This is a genomic window from Micromonospora sp. SL1-18, from assembly GCF_047921505.1.
Lineage (GTDB): Bacteria > Actinomycetota > Actinomycetes > Mycobacteriales > Micromonosporaceae > Micromonospora.
Genome location: NZ_JBLROA010000037.1, coordinates 41,953 through 57,307, shown reverse-complemented (window position 1 = coordinate 57,307; position 15,355 = coordinate 41,953). Strand labels below are relative to the sequence as shown.

Below are 15,355 nucleotides of genomic sequence, written 5' to 3'. Positions count from 1 at the left end.
CATACCGGACTGCGACTGTTCCGACACTAACCAGCGGACATGCCAGTGGCAGGCGCACTGTCCTCAAGCAGAGTGGACAGCGCAGCAATGCCACAGACCGCTCGGTAGCAACCTACCGTGGTCTCGATCAAGCCGCGCGGGTCGGCATGGTCAGGTTGCCGGCGCGCGGCGCCTCGCCCCTGAAACACATCAGAGTCTCTGGAGAACCATCCCACTTCGGCTCGTGCACCAGGCCCGGGCCCTCCGGCACCACGTCGACCGGCGCCGCGAGCATCGGCGCGACCGGCCGCTGCTAGTGGACACGGATTTTTCCTTTTTGGCGGACATTGCCCTCCGCGCTGACGGACACGTTCGGCCCCCGCAGGCGGACACCTCGTTGCTCGCCGTAGCGGGTCGGCGGAGAGCGACAGCCGGCGGGGCGCCTCTCCTCCGGCCCGCTGTCGGCCTCGCTGTGGGCGCGGCCCGTCCTGCCGCGCCGCTTCCGCTCCTCGCCGCGTTTGACGCGGCTGCGGTGCGGGTCGGCTTGCCACCGAAGTCCTGTGTTCCGCAGGGATCTCAGGTTGTTCCGAAGCCTGGCAGGCGTTTGGTCGGAGGGATCGTCGGCGGGTCTTGGGCTCGACTTTCGTCACTTGCTGTGATCGAGACATTTGGTGCAGGGTCGTGTCCGCGCGCGGGGATTTTCAAGTGTCCGCCAGCAGCCGCTGCAGCACGGGTTCCGCCCCGGCGCTCGCCCGCCCGTGGGCTGGAGTCACCTCCAGTCCCCACCACGCCGGCCGTAAGTGCCGCTCATCTTCCGCCCGTACGTCATCGTGGGAGAGACGTGGGTTGCCTCGGGCGGAGATCCGCGACATCGAATGGCCCGCGCAAGCGAGCGGCGGGGTCGGCGGCGTCGCTGAACCGGTCGCCGGGTCATCGCTCGGCCGGTAGCTGGCCATGTGCAGGTGGAGCAGCTCCGGCCGCAGGCCACCGACGACCGGTCCCCGCAGCGGGTTCAGCTGCGGGGGCCGTCACCGCCCGCGGCGCCGTCCGGTCGGGGCGGCAGAGTCTCGTACGCCGCGTCCTGCGCTTGTCGCGCGCGTACGGTCGGAGGGTGGAAGTGCTGTTGCGCGGCGGGCCCGGTGACGGGCAGGTGGTGCCCGGCGGTGGGGAGACCGTCGTATGGCAGGCCTGCCTGTACGAGATCACACCCGAGTTGGGCACCGGCACGGCCGCGACTTGCGGGTCTACCGGCATCGCTCCGACTGCTGCGAGCCGTACGGCCGAGGCGCCGAGGACCGCTGCGAGTGACCCGCCTGGCTCCGGCGCAGGTTTGTTCGGCACCCCGCCCCGCCCGGCATTCGAACATGCGTACGATCGTCGCGTGGAAGAGGTGGTCCGGAGGTGGTGGAACGGCACCTGGGGGCGACTGGCCCGCCGTGACGTGTGGCTCGCCCGAAGCCTTGCACATGGTTGATCGTCTCCTGCGCGCCGACACCGCGGGCCAGTGGCGCGAACAGGACCCCGCGCCGCCCCTGGGCACGTCGCCGCGAGAGCAGCATGCGAGGCGGTACCGGGGTTCGGCACGATCAGAATGACGATTATGGCTACATCGACGAGCGCACCATAGTGACAATTATTAGTACACGTCGCCGACTCGAGGCCATGCTTTCCGATCACGCCCGCCCGGGTCAAAGCAATCGCAGCCCTGGCATTTCCAGGCCTCGGCCCTCACTGTGCTGTGGGACGAGACTGACGGCAGCGCGCGCTGGCTCGCGAGGACCCTGACGCGGTCAAGTGCCTCCGCAGCCGGCGCTCGGCTGACCCAGGGCCAGTTCGTGCATTTCCGCTGGAAGTAAGAGCCCCAGCCTCCCGACCTCCCGCGCGGTCCCTGACACGGCTTCCGACCTGCCGAAACGCCTTCCGTCGGTTTCCGGCATCTTCCGTCGTCACTCGCGCTCGGTTGTGCCGGATTTGTGCCATGTGATCATGGTGCCCATCGACTGCGACTTCCTCAACGAACGCGGTTCGGCCAGCTGAGCCTTCCGCAGGCGCAACCAACGGCCGGTAGATGCCACCCCTTCTACGCGCCCTCCACCTCCGGCGGCCCGTCCTCGGTCTTCTCGGCATACTCGGCGTGGAGCTCCCGCACGATCGACACGGCCAGCAGCACGCCAACCAACGCGTTTGTCCGCGTGTACTGCACATCCCCCACCGCGTGCGTGCTCGCGTGCCGGTTGAACGCCTCGGGCACCGGGTCACCCTTCTCAGGGTAGAAACGCTCAAGTGCGGGCCGCACCGGCGCCATCGTGGTCACGTACCGCATCTGTCCGATGGTGAAGTCATCATCGTCCGGGTGCCGCCGCAGCCACTCGTTGTACCCCCGCCATGGAGAGACGGACTCGCGTATCACGGTGTCGATGACGGAGGCGGCTAAGGCCTGAGCCGGGGCGTGGTAGCTCTGCCGGGCCGCGGCGACTGCCTGACGCAGTAGGCCCGCCTGTACCTCGTTTGGGCCGCCGACCACCTCCGCCAGTACGGTGTCGCAGTCGTCGAGGACCTGGTCCTCGTGGTCGCACAGCACCCGCCCGCGCTCCGCTGGCGTGGCGAGCACGAGGGCCCGCAGCACCTTCGGTCCAGGAACCCACGCGCTGGGCCAGCCAGCGCGGGCCAGCTCGATCAGGTCCAGGGTCTTGACGCCGTCGCCGGTCGCGTCGTGCCAGTTGGTTGGCTGATGTTGGCGGAACAGCTCCGCGAAGTCGGGGAAGGCGATTTTCGGGGTGAGGTTGGCGAGGATCCGCTGGTAGTTCGGGAGTTGCGTGAGCATCGCCGACCGGTTGGCATCGGCGAGCGCCTTGGCCGCCGAGCCGACGCGGGCGAAGGCGTTGGAGGCCACCGCGGCGTTCGCTAAGGCATTGGAAGCCGAGCCGACGCGGGCGAAGGCGTTGGACATCGCCGCGACGTCGGTGAAGACATTGCGCAGCATGGCTGTGAACGCGGGGTCCTGCAGCCGGGCGTCGATCAGGTCGGCGAAACGGCCGTCGCCGGCGGGCTCAATGTCGGGTTCTTCGACTTCGGGGGTGTCGGTCACCCGCTCATCCTCTCCTTCTTGCCGATGATGGTGGGGTCACAGAGATCGTGACGAACGCGTGGCGATGGGCCCGGCGCGATCGTCCGTCGGTGCCGCCAGTTTGGCTGCTCGCTGGCCGCGCGATGGGGACCCTGACGCCTCGCTTACAAGCTCTGTGCACCGCGTCCGCACACGTCCGGGAACGGCCGCACGCTCGGAGCCTCGTCCATGCCAGCCCGCGTCAGCGTGCCGCCGTCCGGCGCGGTTGCTGTCAGCGTTGCTGTCGACAGCCACTCCGCCGCCCCCCCCGCCGCCCCAGAGCTCCGCAGATGTTGCCGGCCTGTGTCGACGAGCAGGTGCCATGCGTCGTCGACCGACGTTCGACTCCGGCCCCCACCAAGGTCCTGGCTGAACTACCAACCGGATGGGGATTGGAACTTCTAGTCGCTCTAACCCGCCTCGTGGTATCGAATTGTCCCAATACGTCGACTACCGAGTGTAATCGACCCCCGAGGGGGCGCGGAGTATAGCTGAGGGGTCCGACAGAACCCCGCTAGTCAATGACGGGCAAGGTTTCCCTGCTCAGGGCACACTCCGTGCAGTCATGTGATCGGAGTCTCAAACGACACGAAGTACAACGCTCCGTGTCTGGTTTCGGCCTTACCGTCTGCTACCGTCAGACAGCAGCACCGCAAACGCGAAAACCCCGGGGTCGTGACCGTCGGGGCCGACGAACCGTCCGGGGTTCCGCTGGAGATTGGCGTCTCAGCAGGGACTTTATAGGGAATCCGCCTCCCCGTGTAGGGCAGAGTGGGATTTCTCATGGACGGTTCGTCCGTGTGCGCATCCGAGGTGACGGTCACCTCGGCGTGCCGCGAGATGGGAGCCGCCCCTCATGCGCTTCAGCGAGTACTTCAACGTTGAGGTCACCGATCAGGACGACTGGTTCGACCCGCTCCTGACGACGGACACGAACCTCTGCATCGACAGCTTCCTGGTCTTCCAGGACCAGGACGCCCGGTGGGCCTCGGCCCACGACCACATCCTCGACTTCTTCTCGGTCGTGTTCGACTTGATGCGGGCCTCCAAGGGGGACGAGAAGTCCCTGGCTTGGAAGCAGGCCATGCGCCTCCTGCTCTTCCCCGAGCCGTCTGAGTTCTGCCTCGGCCTCTCGGAGAGTTCCACCATGGGCGCCGGTACCGGCGCGGGAATGCAGGACGGCATGCTTGAGGGCATCCGAACCGCGGTCGGGCTGGGGATCGACAACGTTCCGCACATGGAGATGCTCGCCTTGTTCCAGGGCGGGATGGGCCTCGACCGCATGAGTGACGCCACCTGCAACATCCTGAAGTCGTACTTCATCAAGTACACGCAGGATGTCGCCCGCCGGCACGGGATCGAGACTCGGCGGTTCCGTGTCCGCAACGCGGGTTGGAGCGAGCAGTTCGCGAGGTGGAACGACCTTGAGGTCGATCTCCCTGCGAACCCGTTCACCAAGCGCCCTCATCCGGTGCTGCTGGCTCCCCGGCGGTTCTTGAGGGATATCCCCGTGGCGAGCGCCGACGGCTTCTGGTCGTACGCCTGGCGCAACTACGCCGAGGAGTTGCGCGGCGACTTCAACCACTACATCGCGCGACACGTCGATCGGCGGCAGAAGGCCAAGATGGCGCGGCAGAAGCCGGAGATCGCGGCGAAGTACCTACAGGACCTCGAGCAGCAGGAACACGCCCCGTATCCCCTCGGCGCGGATCCGAAGATGGTCAGCGAGTGGTGGGAGGCTGGCGGGCGGCTGGCCGAGAAGTCGCCGCTGTCCTACGTCCCGGAGCAGCCTGACCAGTTCCAGCGGTTCGTGCAGGCGGTCCTGGACTCCTTCCGGCACAGCATCGAGGACCAGGACGGCTGGCAGTGTCTCTGGTCGAACAAGTTCCCGCAGCGCGAACGGGTTGCCCAGGCGCTCTTCCGCAGTTGTGTCATCCACTACTGCCGTTCGAACGGCATCGTCCTCACCGGCGAGTCGAACGCCGGACGCGGACCGGTTGACTTCAAGTTCTCTCGGGCCTGGTCCGCTCAGGCCTTGGTCGAGATCAAGCTGATGCGCAACTCGGGCTTCTGGGACGGGATCCTCGAGCAGACCGGGAGGTACGCGATCGCCGAGGAGGTGGCGGTCGCCTACTTCGTCGCGATCGCCTACGAGGATTCGGAGCTCTCCCCGGACCACCAGGCCAAGATCAGGCGGGCCGCTCAGCTCAGCTCGGAACACCACGGCATCACTGTCATGCCGGTCGTGATCGACGCGCGGCGTAAGGCGTCGGCCTCCAAGACGAAGGCGTCGCCCTCGCTGCGCGAGCGGCTGCATGAGGTTCGGGGACCCCAGCGCGACGAGGGGCCTGATCAGGCTGCTTGACCAGTTGCCGGGAGAGGGGTGCGGCGGCACCGCCCGCCACGATCCGTGAGTGCAACAGAACTAAAAGTATTTTCCGGTTTCTCTGCACGAACGGGCTGATTTCACCCTCTACCTAGTTGAGCCACCACAAATGGTGGCCGGGCACAGGGGTGCGGCCCGCGCCGGCCAGGGCGCGGGCCGCAGTGTCGCCATCCGAACCTCTCAAGGACGAACGCGATGCCCGAAAGGCTACCCGCAACAAATGATCGAGGCGACAACGATGCGGGCGCCCGTATCACGACGGCCGACCTGTTGGTGCTGATCAACGGATCAACGGTCGCCGTCGGCGCCACCTACCTCTCAACCGGCTCGGCTGCGGCCACGATCGCCGCCGCCGCCCTGAGCGCCTTCGCCGTCACGGGCTACAGCTTGTGGCGGCGCAGGTAACCAGTCGTGGACAACGCGCCGTCCAAAAAACTTGGACGGCCCATTGCACGCTGCTGCAGCTGGCACGCACTACATCTAGTAGAGAGCTTTGGGATCGATGAGCAAGGCGATCGAACCGATGATCAAGTCGAGGGTGGCGTGAGCGAGAGCCCTGACAATCCCGAAACAGGTCAAGGACCAGACGGGCAGGACCTGTCCTTCAGCAGCTTCGACGAGTTCTTCAAATCGCAGTTCCGGCCGATCGTCGCCCAGACGATGATGCACGGCGCAACCTTCGAGGAGGCGAGAGATGCAACACAGACCGCAATGATTGAGGTGGCCAAGAGATGGGCCACCACCCAGTATCCGCGCGCGTACGCCAGGAAGGTGGCAACCCTCAGTTTCATCGCGAGTAATGTTAATGAGCAAAAGCTCCAGGACGCGTTGCGATCGGGTTCTCGCCTCGTCAGTACAGAGACTGATCCGATAGGGACGGTCATCGAGATGGAAAGCATCACCGCCGCAGTGGAGAAGCTACCTCCCATTCAGCGGCAGCTCATCGCGGCGGCGCTCTCAGGCATGACTGCCACCGAGGTTGCTGCCGAGAACGGCATGAACGCGGATACTGTCCGTTCGAATCTCAGGCATGCACGGAAGACCCTCCGAGAAAAGTTGTTCTCGAACCCTACCGACGCGACGGACAGTCCGTCACGTACAGGACGGCAACCATGATTGGTAACGACGAGAAGGATGCAGGAGTCCCCAACCAGCGTATGCCCGTAGACGGCGACGACGCCGCGATGGATTGCGCCGCGATCGAAGACGAAATGATAGATGACTACATCGCCTCGGTGGTTACCGAGGCGGTGCATGTCCTAATTCCGGATGAGGATCTCGAAGCGCTGCTGCTTGAGGCCAAGTCGAAAGCAGTTGCCGACACGCTCGCCGACGCTAAGGACTCTACTTGCGGAAATCTGTCAAGTGCCGCCCTTGGAATCGCCTGGGCGGGTGACAGTGGGCGACCTATGGAGACCGTCAGCCTAAGCAGCTCGATGGATTCCAGCAATTCCTGCAAAGAATCACCCTACCTGACGTTAGAGATACTTCCTTCCACCCCTCACGGAAGTGACGATGCTAAGCAGAAGAAGGCTCCCACAAAGCCGCGAAGGCTCAAACGACTTATTTTCCTTGGCGCGTCTACGGGAGCATCGGCCGGCACACTTGTAAGTGCTGCTGCACTCCTGCCTCGCGCCCAAGAGGCATTGCGCGGTCCGGCAAGCATCATCCTATTGGCGAGCTCGGCAATATTGCTAGCACTTGGCATATCCACCGCCCTGGTTTACCACCGAGCCGTGCAAGCAACTTCGCTGGCATACCAGCAGGGCTCTGCCGCAGCAACGGGCAATAGCGAAACGAATAGGCGATCGCGCAACGGCCTTGCATGCCGAATGCACAAGAACGAACGGGCCACCGCCTCGGCTTAGGATCCCGCCACCCTCCCATGAGGCCACGATGGGAGATTCAACGAAGTCAAGCTCCGCCGGCACCCCTCTGACCGGCGGAGCTTGGCTTATGCCAGCTCTTCGCGTCACTTACCCACCACCCCGCCGCTGCTGGGCCTCCGCTGTTACGTACAACCGCCACGCGACCTCGCCGACCGACCGAAGCCATCGCCGGCCCATTGCGCCAGGCTCGGACGGTGCCAGCTCGGCCCCGGCGACCTGGTCCATCATCACGCAAAGCTTCTCGTGCTCCGCTACGTCAAAGAACACGAGGCAGTAGGCCGCGAGCCGTAGCACGTCAGACCAGCCGTTCCGCTCCCGAAGCATGCGCGGCCAGATGTCGAGCTTCTCCATGATGTAGAACTCGTCCGACCACGCTCTCGGGTGAGCCCGTGCATAGTCTGCCCAGAACTCGCTCCGGCCGCCGTGGCGAGCCGCCGGAGCCATTGCAAGAAGATCGAGTAGTAGTCGAACGTCTGGCTGGTCAAGCGGGGCTTTGTCCATCAGGCCAACCTAGTGAGAGGTCAACTCACCAGGGACCAGGTCGAGCCTGTCGTAAGTCCGACATAGTCGGGCAAGGAGGTCCCTCGCTTGTAAGTTCTGGGCGCTCCGTCCGGCAGGGTCCGTCCACGTCTGCGACCTTGGGGGGCTGTGTAATCGGCCGCCGGCGGCTGCCTTCGTCCCGGCCGGTTGCTGTCGGCGCTGCTGCCGGGCTCCCGGCCCGCGACCACGAAACCGTAAGCCAGGAAGGGAAGCGGCCAAGCAACAGGCTCGGTAGACACTCAGGAAGGCTGGGTACGGTGCGGCCCCGCCACGACAGTGCGGCCAGCGTGCATGTCGATGTTTCGCACTGTGAGCGATGATAGTGCGATGACTGGACGGCGAGTGGTGTTGACAGTGACTTGTGCCCTGGTAGCCGGCCTTGGTGTCCTCCTCGTGGTGCTGCAGTGGAGCCAAGCCAACCGCTGGGCTACCACTATCTCTGCCCTGGCGACGGTAGCAGCGGTTGGGGTGGCAGTCTGGGCCGCTTTGCCGGCAGTGCGGCCCTCAGTGAACGCTATCCGAACTGGACGGGCGACGGCCCAGGACGTTAGCACGGCGAACACGGGTGTGGCCGGGCAAGCTGCCACGCTGAAGGGGCCGGTAGCTGCAGAATTCACCGGTAACGCCGACGCCTCCAGCGGCGGCGACGCAAACACTGGGGTCCGGTTGACATGAGACGGACATTACTGACGGGCGGTAGTCAGGAGGACTGATGCTCGGCGGGTCAAAGGTGCGCGTTGATGACAGCGGGTCGGCGACAGCCATCGGTGGGTTCGCGAACACCGGAATCATTCATGGAAACGTTACGACTGTCGGCGGTGCCCCAGTCCGCTCGGCATATCGCCAGCAGGTGCAGCGAATCGCTCCCGAAAGGTTGCATGGCCGCGAAGGGGAACTAGCCGCGCTAGCCGAGTTTTGCAGCCGCCCTGAGGGCACCTCATTCATGTGGTGGCGTGGGCCGGCATGGGCCGGTAAGTCGGCGTTGATGTCTTGGTTCGTGCTTTATCCACCACCTGGGATTCGGGTGGTGTCCTTCTTCATCACCGCACGCTACGCCGGTCAGAGCGATCGGGCGGCCTTTGTCGATGTGCTGCTAGAGCAGTTGTCTGAACTGCTAGGCGAGCCTCTACCGGCGTACCTGACCGAGTCCACCCGTGAGGTGCATCTGCTCGCCATGCTTGCCGAGGCGGCCGAACTTTGCGACCGGCGAGGGGAACGATTGGTGCTGGTCGTCGACGGCCTCGATGAGGACCGTGGCGTGACCGTCGGACCGGACGCGCATAGCATTGCCGCGCTGCTACCAGCGCGGCCTCCTGCGGGGCTACGCATCGTGGTGGCTGGACGACCTAATCCACCTATCCCCACCGATGTGCCTTTCGGTCACCCCCTCCACGCCGAGAGCAGCGGGTGGAAGCTAACGATCTCGCCGCACGCTGAAGTGGTGCGTCAAGACGCTCAGCGCGAACTCAAGCAGTTGCTGCACGGAACCGTCGCGGAGCAGGACCTCCTTGGTCTGCTCACCGCCGCTGGAGGCGGGCTGTCCGGTATGGACTTATCCGAGTTGACAGGCTGGACTGACTGGGAAGTTGAGGAACACCTGCAGTCAGTAGCAGGCAGAACGTTTGCCCGCCACAACGCTCGCTGGAGTCCGGCAACCCAGGTCTACCTGCTCGGCCATGAGGAACTGCAGCAGGCAGCCATCCGGTTCCTCGGCCCGAAGCGGATCGAATCCTACCAGCACCGACTGCACACCTGGGCTGATAGCTACCGTGCGCGAGGCTGGCCGCCCGACACACCGGAATATCTGCTTCGCGGCTACTACCGATTATTGCGCGCAACGGGGGACCTGCCGCGCATGTTGGATTGTGCCACCGACCGAAGCCGCCATAACCGAATGCTTGGCATCACGGGCGGAGACAGCACGGCCTTATTGGAAATCACCCGCGCTCAAGACTCCATCGCGGCCCACGCTAATCCCGACCTCACAGCCATGGGGCGGCTAGCGGTACATCGCACCGCATTAATGGAACGCAATACGAACATACCCATCGGCCTTCCGGCCGTTTGGGCTCGGATGGGACACAACGCCCGCGGCGAAGCTCTGGCTTACTCGATTGCCGAACAAGACCAGCAGGCAAAAGCCCTCGCCGAGCTCGCAAGGGCGGCAAACGAGATCGGTGATGTGGAGCAGGCCGGCGTCTTAATCGAAGATGCGGAGGGCAGGGCTGACACCATCACCGACCACTACGAGCAAACGTGGACGCTGATCGGCATTGGAGAGGTGGCCGCCGAGGTTGGCAGGTCCGAGCTTGCCCGCGTCCTGGTCGAGCGAGCCGAGACCATGGCGAGCTCCTTCGCCGACCTGGAGGAGCAGGCCCGAGCCCTGGCCGAGGTAGCCCGGGTGGCCGCTGCAGCAGGTTCCTTCGACCGAGCCGAGGCCATCGCCTCCTCTATCACCCAATCGTTTTCGGAGGCGTCGGCACTGGTCCAGGTTGCACGCAGGGCTGCTGAGGCGAGCAATATCGAGCGTGCTGTTGCTCTTATAAACAGGGCTGAGGCGCTCGCCGCATCCATGACCGACCCCTACCAGCGAGCGCAGGTGCTGGCTTTTATCGGACGGGCAGCAGCTGCGACGGGTGACTTGGACTGGGCCTACACCCTTATCCAGCAAGCGGATGCGTTCGCTAGCTCCGTCACATTCCCCCTCGAGCGCCTCTGGGCTCTATCTCTTATTGCATGCACATCCGCCAACATCGGCAACGTGAGTAAGGCGGAGAGCGTCGCGAAGTCCATCTTCGAACTGTGCACGCAAGAATCAATCATCGATCTGAACTCTGAGGCACGAGTGCTATGCGCCATAGCACGCGCATACGTCAACCAGGGAGATCTCGACAGTGCCCGCGCCACTGCGGAACGCGTAGAGACTATCGTCTGCGCTCAGGTTGTGGGCATCGATCGGGCGCCGGCACTGAGCGATGTCGCCTTGGTCGTCGCAGAGTCGGGCAACATCGACCAGGCCCGCAGGCTGGCCGAAGAGGCAGAAAGAGCCGCTCGCTCTAACACCTCGCCCTATCGATGGACACGACTGCTGACGAGAGTCGCAGTAGCGACAGCTGAGGCCGGCGACTTCGGTCGAGCACATGCCCTAACCGAACAGGCCAAAGAAGTTGCCCTAACGACGGCTGACTCTTTTCAACTGTCACGACTGTTGCGGGACATTTCAGTGGCGACCGCCGAGATCGGCAGTATCGACCAGGCCGAGGCCATTGTCGACTTAATTGCCGAACCGTTCGAGCAGGCATGGGCACTTGCCGGCATCGCGCGGGAGGCTGCTTGGGCCGGTGATTCTGATCGCGCCTTGGGCCTCACCGAACGCGCTGAGACTATCGCCCGCTCTAGGATCAAACCAGAGACGCAAGACCGAGCCCTAGGCAATGTTGCCGAGGCAATTGCCGAGGCCGGGAATTTTGATCGAGCTGAGGCCATCAGCAACTCACTTGCCGACCCGTTCCAGCGGGCATGGGCTCTGATCGACGTTGGGGAGGTGGCAGCCCAGGCCGATGATACGGACCGTGCCAGAACTCTGGCAGACCGTGCAGAGGAGATCAGCCACTCTATCGGTGATCGATATGACCGCGCGCGTTTAATGGTTGATATCGCAAGAGTCGTGTCGGCCATTGGTAACCTCGATCGGGGGCAGGTCATCGCAGATTCCATCACGGAACCATCGGAACAGGCGGAGGCACTGGCATACGTTGCGGAGGCAATAGCCCATGCGGGTGACCCTGAGCGAGCGAGAGCGCTAAACGAACGGGCCGAAAGTGTCGCCCGCACCCTCATCGAAATCGACGAGCAGGAAAAAGCGTTGGCTCATGCTGCACGAGTCGAAATAGCAGCCGGAAATCTAGAGCGGGCTGAGGAGATTGCTTGCTCACTAAGGGTTCCGAGTCAGCAGGCGACAGCATTGGAGGCATTAACAGCACAGGTCGAGACGGGCCGTGCACAACGCTTGATCGCCGAATTGTTGCAGACTCCCAGCTGGGACACATGCTTGCTCACTTTAGCCGGATTTCATCCATCTTCCCTCCAAGCGATAGCAGACGAGCTTCTGAATACGCAGGCGGAGACGGGGGTGCACGGTACTGCTTCGCGATAGGGCGGTACAAGAAACCCAGACCAGGCCCAGTCCTTTGCCATCCCGTGTGCCGTCGACCCTGCAGGTGCCGAGAACCTCATCCGCGCTGGTCAGGCAGCGTTCTCGTATTCGTGGAGGAGTCCGCCGAGCCGGTCGCGCCGACGAACGTTCAGGCGTGTCAGCGTTGCGGGATCGGTGATCGGTTTGGGCAGCGGACGCAGCGGTCGGGCGTTCGCGATGCCCCGGTGAGGCCGATGCTGGTTGTGGTGGTGTTCGTACTCGCGGAGAGCGTGTATCAGGTGGGCGTGGTTCCAGATGAGGGTCCGGTCGAGCAGTTCATGGCGGCAGGCTTGGATCCAGCGTTCCATGATCGAGTTCATGCGGGGCATCCGGAAACCGCTTAGCATGATGCTGATCCCGGCGTCGGCGAGAATCATGTCGAACATGGTCGGGTACTTGCCGTCTCGATCCCGGATCAGGTATTTCACCTGGGATCCGACGTCCTCAAGGTCCATCACCAGGTTCCGGGCCGCCTGGGCAACCCAGCCGGCGGTCGGATGAGCGGTGGCGCCGAGGATCCGGACCCGGCGGGTGGCGTGGTCGATGACCGCAAGGACGTACAGGCGGGCGCCGGTCAACGTTGTCGTGTCGAAGAAGTCGGCGGCGATGATGGCCTGCGCCTGCGAGCGCAGGAACGTCGCCCAAGTGGTGCTGGTCCGCTGGGGTGCCGGGTCGATGCCGGCCTGCTGGAGGATCTCCCAGACGGTGGAGGCGGCGACCTTCACCCCCAGGACGACCAGTTCGCCGTGGATGCGGCGGTATCCCCAGGTGCTGTTTTCGCGGGCCAGGCGTAGCACCAGCCGGCGGATTGACCGCACGGTACGTGGCCGGCCGGCCCGCCGGGGTCGGGAGATTCTGGCGTGTCGGTGGGCGATCAGGTCACGGTGCCAGCGCAGCGCGGTCTCCGGACGGACCAGCAGCCGCAGGTTGCGAAGGACGTCTCTGGGTAGCCGGTGTAGAAGTGCAGCCAGCCACGCTCGGTCGGCCTGCGTGAACCGGACCTTCTCGCCGTGCATCTGCCGCTGCAGGACGGTGATCTGGTGGCGTAGCGCGAGGATCCCGGCGTCTTTGTCCCGGTCGCTCATCGGTAGCAGCCGTAGCAGCGCGAGCGTGTTGGTCACACCGAGGTAGGCCAGTCGCAACAGCACAAAGGGTCATTCTCGCGTACCGCTCAACGTCGATCAGCCGGTGCATCGGGCTGAGCGGGTTTGAGGCTGCGCGGCGTTCTGATCCCAGTTCAAGAGGGCCGCGACCAGGACGGATGAGGTTTTCGGCACCCGCAGGCGCGAACCTCCTGTTGGGACCGGCAGCCGCGCTGCACTGAGTAGGCGGGGGCGCCTGCCGTGTGGCCGGACCCCGTATCATTGACCGGTTATCACCTCCATCCAGCGGTGAGGCGGTGCCTGCCTCTCGACGAGGAGTCCTGATGCCGGACCACCCCATATCTAAGGCGCTCGAAGGATCCGATCTGCTTGCTGCTCTGGCTCGCGTCGGACGTACTAACGATATGCTTCCCCCCAGGGAAGACGACAAAGTCGCAGGGCGTCTAGCTACACGATTTACGGCAGCCCTCGATGATCGGCTACGCGCCGGCGACTACACGCCTAGTGCTGGCAGTACTGTGTTCGTGCCCAAGACCCGCTTTGCTACCCGACCCGCGATGCTACTCACGCTACAAGATCGGATAGTATTCGAAGCCCTCGTTGAACCGATGAGACAGAAGATCGAAGCATTCTTGGTGTCTCGCGACGTAGTCCTGTGGCCGAGAGGCGTGACTTCCGATAAGCGATGGGACGAATTCGAAAGAGCACCGTTGGCGCAAGGCGGTGGCTACGTCGTGATCGCAGACGTTGCCGGCTTCTATGAGTCCGTCGAGCATGGTCGTTTGTCATCCGAACTAGTCCGGGCTGGCGTCGGCCGGCCACTAGTGGACGCCCTCGCATCTTTCCTTCGGGATGTCATGGGGAAGAGGCGAGGGCTACCTCAGGGGATTGCTACCTCAGACCCGCTCGCGACTCTCTACCTGGCCGACTCGGACGCGTCCATTCGACGAACGAGCCTTCCGTACGTTCGTCATGGGGACGACATGCGCATTAGCGTGCCGACGTGGCCAGAGGCCCGACAAGCTCTAAGCGTCACAGAGGAAGCTCTCCGTCGTGCCGGTCTCTTGATGAATGCGAGCAAGGTGCGAGTGCTCAAGCTCGCAACTTACGAAGGTCATTTGGCAGACCTCGAGAAGGCGAGGACCGAATTCACCCAGCGGATGGCACAGGCCAGGCGAGACGCCATCAAGCACGGAGAACCGGACGATCTTGCTCAGTTGATGGAGGCCGCCGGTGTCGACGAGGACACTCAATGGAGCTTCTGGTACCACCAGGAGATCGACATCGACGAGGTCCTGGAGAAGCTCAAGGACCACATCGCACCTTCCATCACAGAAGTTGTGGAGGAGATTTTTCGCGATGCGATGAGACGTCGCCCTGGCAAAGCGAACGCCCTCACTCGGGAAATATGGCACGCGAGACTGGTTTTCTGCTTGCGCCGCCTTGCCGCAGCTCGCTCATCCGTTGCGATCAACCATGCCGCCGAACTTCTCACGGTATTTCCCGAGGAGACTCAGAACGTCTGCAGCTACCTCCTCTCGGTGGTAGATGCAAACCCTACCGAAGTAGTTCGCGCAGTCGAGATCCCACTTACGCACGCAGGCTTCCTGCTCGGCTGGCAGTACGGTTGGCTGTATCGGGTTCTCAGTCGCGCGTCCGACAAGGTGAGCGACAGAATTTTAGACGAAGCCTTGTCTATTATGCGAACTGACGACAGTGACTGGTTGGCGCGTATCGAGGCGGCAAGGCTCGGGGCTCTTCGCGGCAAGCTAAGCCCTGCTGACGCAAATGCGCTACTCAGAAGATGTCCTGACGCCTATAGGACGGATATATTTGCGATAGCGGCGCGCGTCGAAGACACCCAACCCTGGGCTAACGCGTTCCTGGACGGGGCGAAACAAGACGCACTTAGCGCAGTCGTAATCGACACCGTGCGCGCACAAAAATCCACAACAGCTAGTAAGCCATCGAAATGATTTCGCCAACGCCGCTGCATGACGCCCGCGCCGTCGTGCAGGCTGCGACCGGCCGAGGGCAGGAAGTGTGAGGCCAGCCGCATCGTGCACAGGCCGCGGCGCGATCGACCCGTGCATTCTGGACGCTCCGTCCGACGGCGTCCGACCACGTCGCTGACCTCGCACCATCGACGACATCATG

9 protein-coding genes and 2 pseudogenes are annotated in these 15,355 nt (G+C 63.9%); 8 read left to right on the top strand and 3 right to left on the bottom strand.

What is annotated here, in order from left to right:
- Positions 1-1,090 precede the first annotated feature (1,090 nt).
- Positions 1,091-1,287, top strand: a pseudogene (locus ACNAW0_RS18920) (hypothetical protein).
- A 772-nt stretch (positions 1,288-2,059) separates the two neighbouring features.
- Here the strand turns inward: ACNAW0_RS18920 and ACNAW0_RS18915 are convergent.
- Positions 2,060-3,067 (bottom strand): hypothetical protein, encoded by a 1,008-nt coding sequence (locus tag ACNAW0_RS18915; RefSeq protein ID WP_416289231.1) that lies wholly within the window; start codon positions 3,065-3,067, stop codon positions 2,060-2,062.
- 874 nt (positions 3,068-3,941) lie between these two features.
- On the opposite strand from ACNAW0_RS18915, the gene ACNAW0_RS18910 reads away from it, so the two are divergent.
- The 4 genes from ACNAW0_RS18910 to ACNAW0_RS18895 all read left to right on the top strand — a co-directional run bounded on the left by ACNAW0_RS18910 (position 3,942) and on the right by ACNAW0_RS18895 (position 7,339).
- Entirely contained in the window at positions 3,942-5,450 is a 1,509-nt protein-coding gene (locus ACNAW0_RS18910) for a hypothetical protein (RefSeq protein ID WP_416289230.1), read from the top strand.
- A 216-nt stretch (positions 5,451-5,666) separates the two neighbouring features.
- Positions 5,667-5,876, top strand: coding sequence for a hypothetical protein (locus ACNAW0_RS18905; protein WP_416289229.1), 210 nt, complete (start codon positions 5,667-5,669; stop codon positions 5,874-5,876).
- Between the two features lie 6 nt (positions 5,877-5,882).
- Positions 5,883-6,587: a sigma-70 family RNA polymerase sigma factor gene (locus ACNAW0_RS18900; RefSeq protein WP_416289228.1), complete on the top strand. Its 705-nt coding sequence runs from the start codon at positions 5,883-5,885 to the stop codon at positions 6,585-6,587.
- Positions 6,584-7,339, top strand: a complete 756-nt coding sequence (locus ACNAW0_RS18895) for a hypothetical protein (RefSeq protein ID WP_416289227.1) — start codon at positions 6,584-6,586, stop codon at positions 7,337-7,339. Before ACNAW0_RS18900 ends, ACNAW0_RS18895 begins: the two co-directional genes overlap by 4 nt.
- A 108-nt stretch (positions 7,340-7,447) precedes the next feature.
- On the opposite strand, the gene ACNAW0_RS18890 is transcribed toward ACNAW0_RS18895, so the two are convergent.
- Positions 7,448-7,711, bottom strand: a complete 264-nt coding sequence (locus ACNAW0_RS18890) for a hypothetical protein (RefSeq protein ID WP_416289226.1) — start codon at positions 7,709-7,711, stop codon at positions 7,448-7,450.
- A gap of 1,216 nt (positions 7,712-8,927) precedes the next feature.
- Between ACNAW0_RS18890 and ACNAW0_RS18885 the strand changes: the two genes are divergently transcribed.
- Positions 8,928-12,056: a hypothetical protein gene (locus ACNAW0_RS18885; protein WP_416289225.1), complete on the top strand. Its 3,129-nt coding sequence runs from the start codon at positions 8,928-8,930 to the stop codon at positions 12,054-12,056.
- 89 nt (positions 12,057-12,145) lie between these two features.
- Here the strand turns inward: ACNAW0_RS18885 and ACNAW0_RS18880 are convergent, their stop codons facing one another.
- On the bottom strand, positions 12,146-13,243 hold the full coding sequence (locus ACNAW0_RS18880; RefSeq protein ID WP_416289224.1) for an integrase core domain-containing protein: 1,098 nt from the start codon (positions 13,241-13,243) through the stop codon (positions 12,146-12,148).
- A gap of 278 nt (positions 13,244-13,521) precedes the next feature.
- Between ACNAW0_RS18880 and ACNAW0_RS18875 the strand changes: the two are divergent.
- Together ACNAW0_RS18875 and ACNAW0_RS18870 are read left to right on the top strand one after the other, a co-directional pair.
- Positions 13,522-14,280, top strand: a pseudogene (locus ACNAW0_RS18875) (RNA-directed DNA polymerase); the annotation flags it as partial.
- A gap of 6 nt (positions 14,281-14,286) precedes the next feature.
- Positions 14,287-15,174: a hypothetical protein gene (locus ACNAW0_RS18870; RefSeq protein WP_416289234.1), complete on the top strand. Its 888-nt coding sequence runs from the start codon at positions 14,287-14,289 to the stop codon at positions 15,172-15,174.
- Positions 15,175-15,355 lie beyond the last annotated feature (181 nt).

Bases quoted from the DNA above. Each gene is read 5' to 3' on its own strand.
- ACNAW0_RS18910 (WP_416289230.1), top strand. From the start codon at position 3,942: ATGCGCTTCAGCGAGTACTTCAACGTTGAGGTCACCGATCAGGACGAC.
- ACNAW0_RS18905 (WP_416289229.1), top strand. From the start codon at position 5,667: ATGCCCGAAAGGCTACCCGCAACAAATGATCGAGGCGACAACGATGCG.
- ACNAW0_RS18895 (WP_416289227.1), top strand. From the start codon at position 6,584: ATGATTGGTAACGACGAGAAGGATGCAGGAGTCCCCAACCAGCGTATG.
- ACNAW0_RS18890 (WP_416289226.1), bottom strand. From the start codon at position 7,711: ATGGAGAAGCTCGACATCTGGCCGCGCATGCTTCGGGAGCGGAACGGC.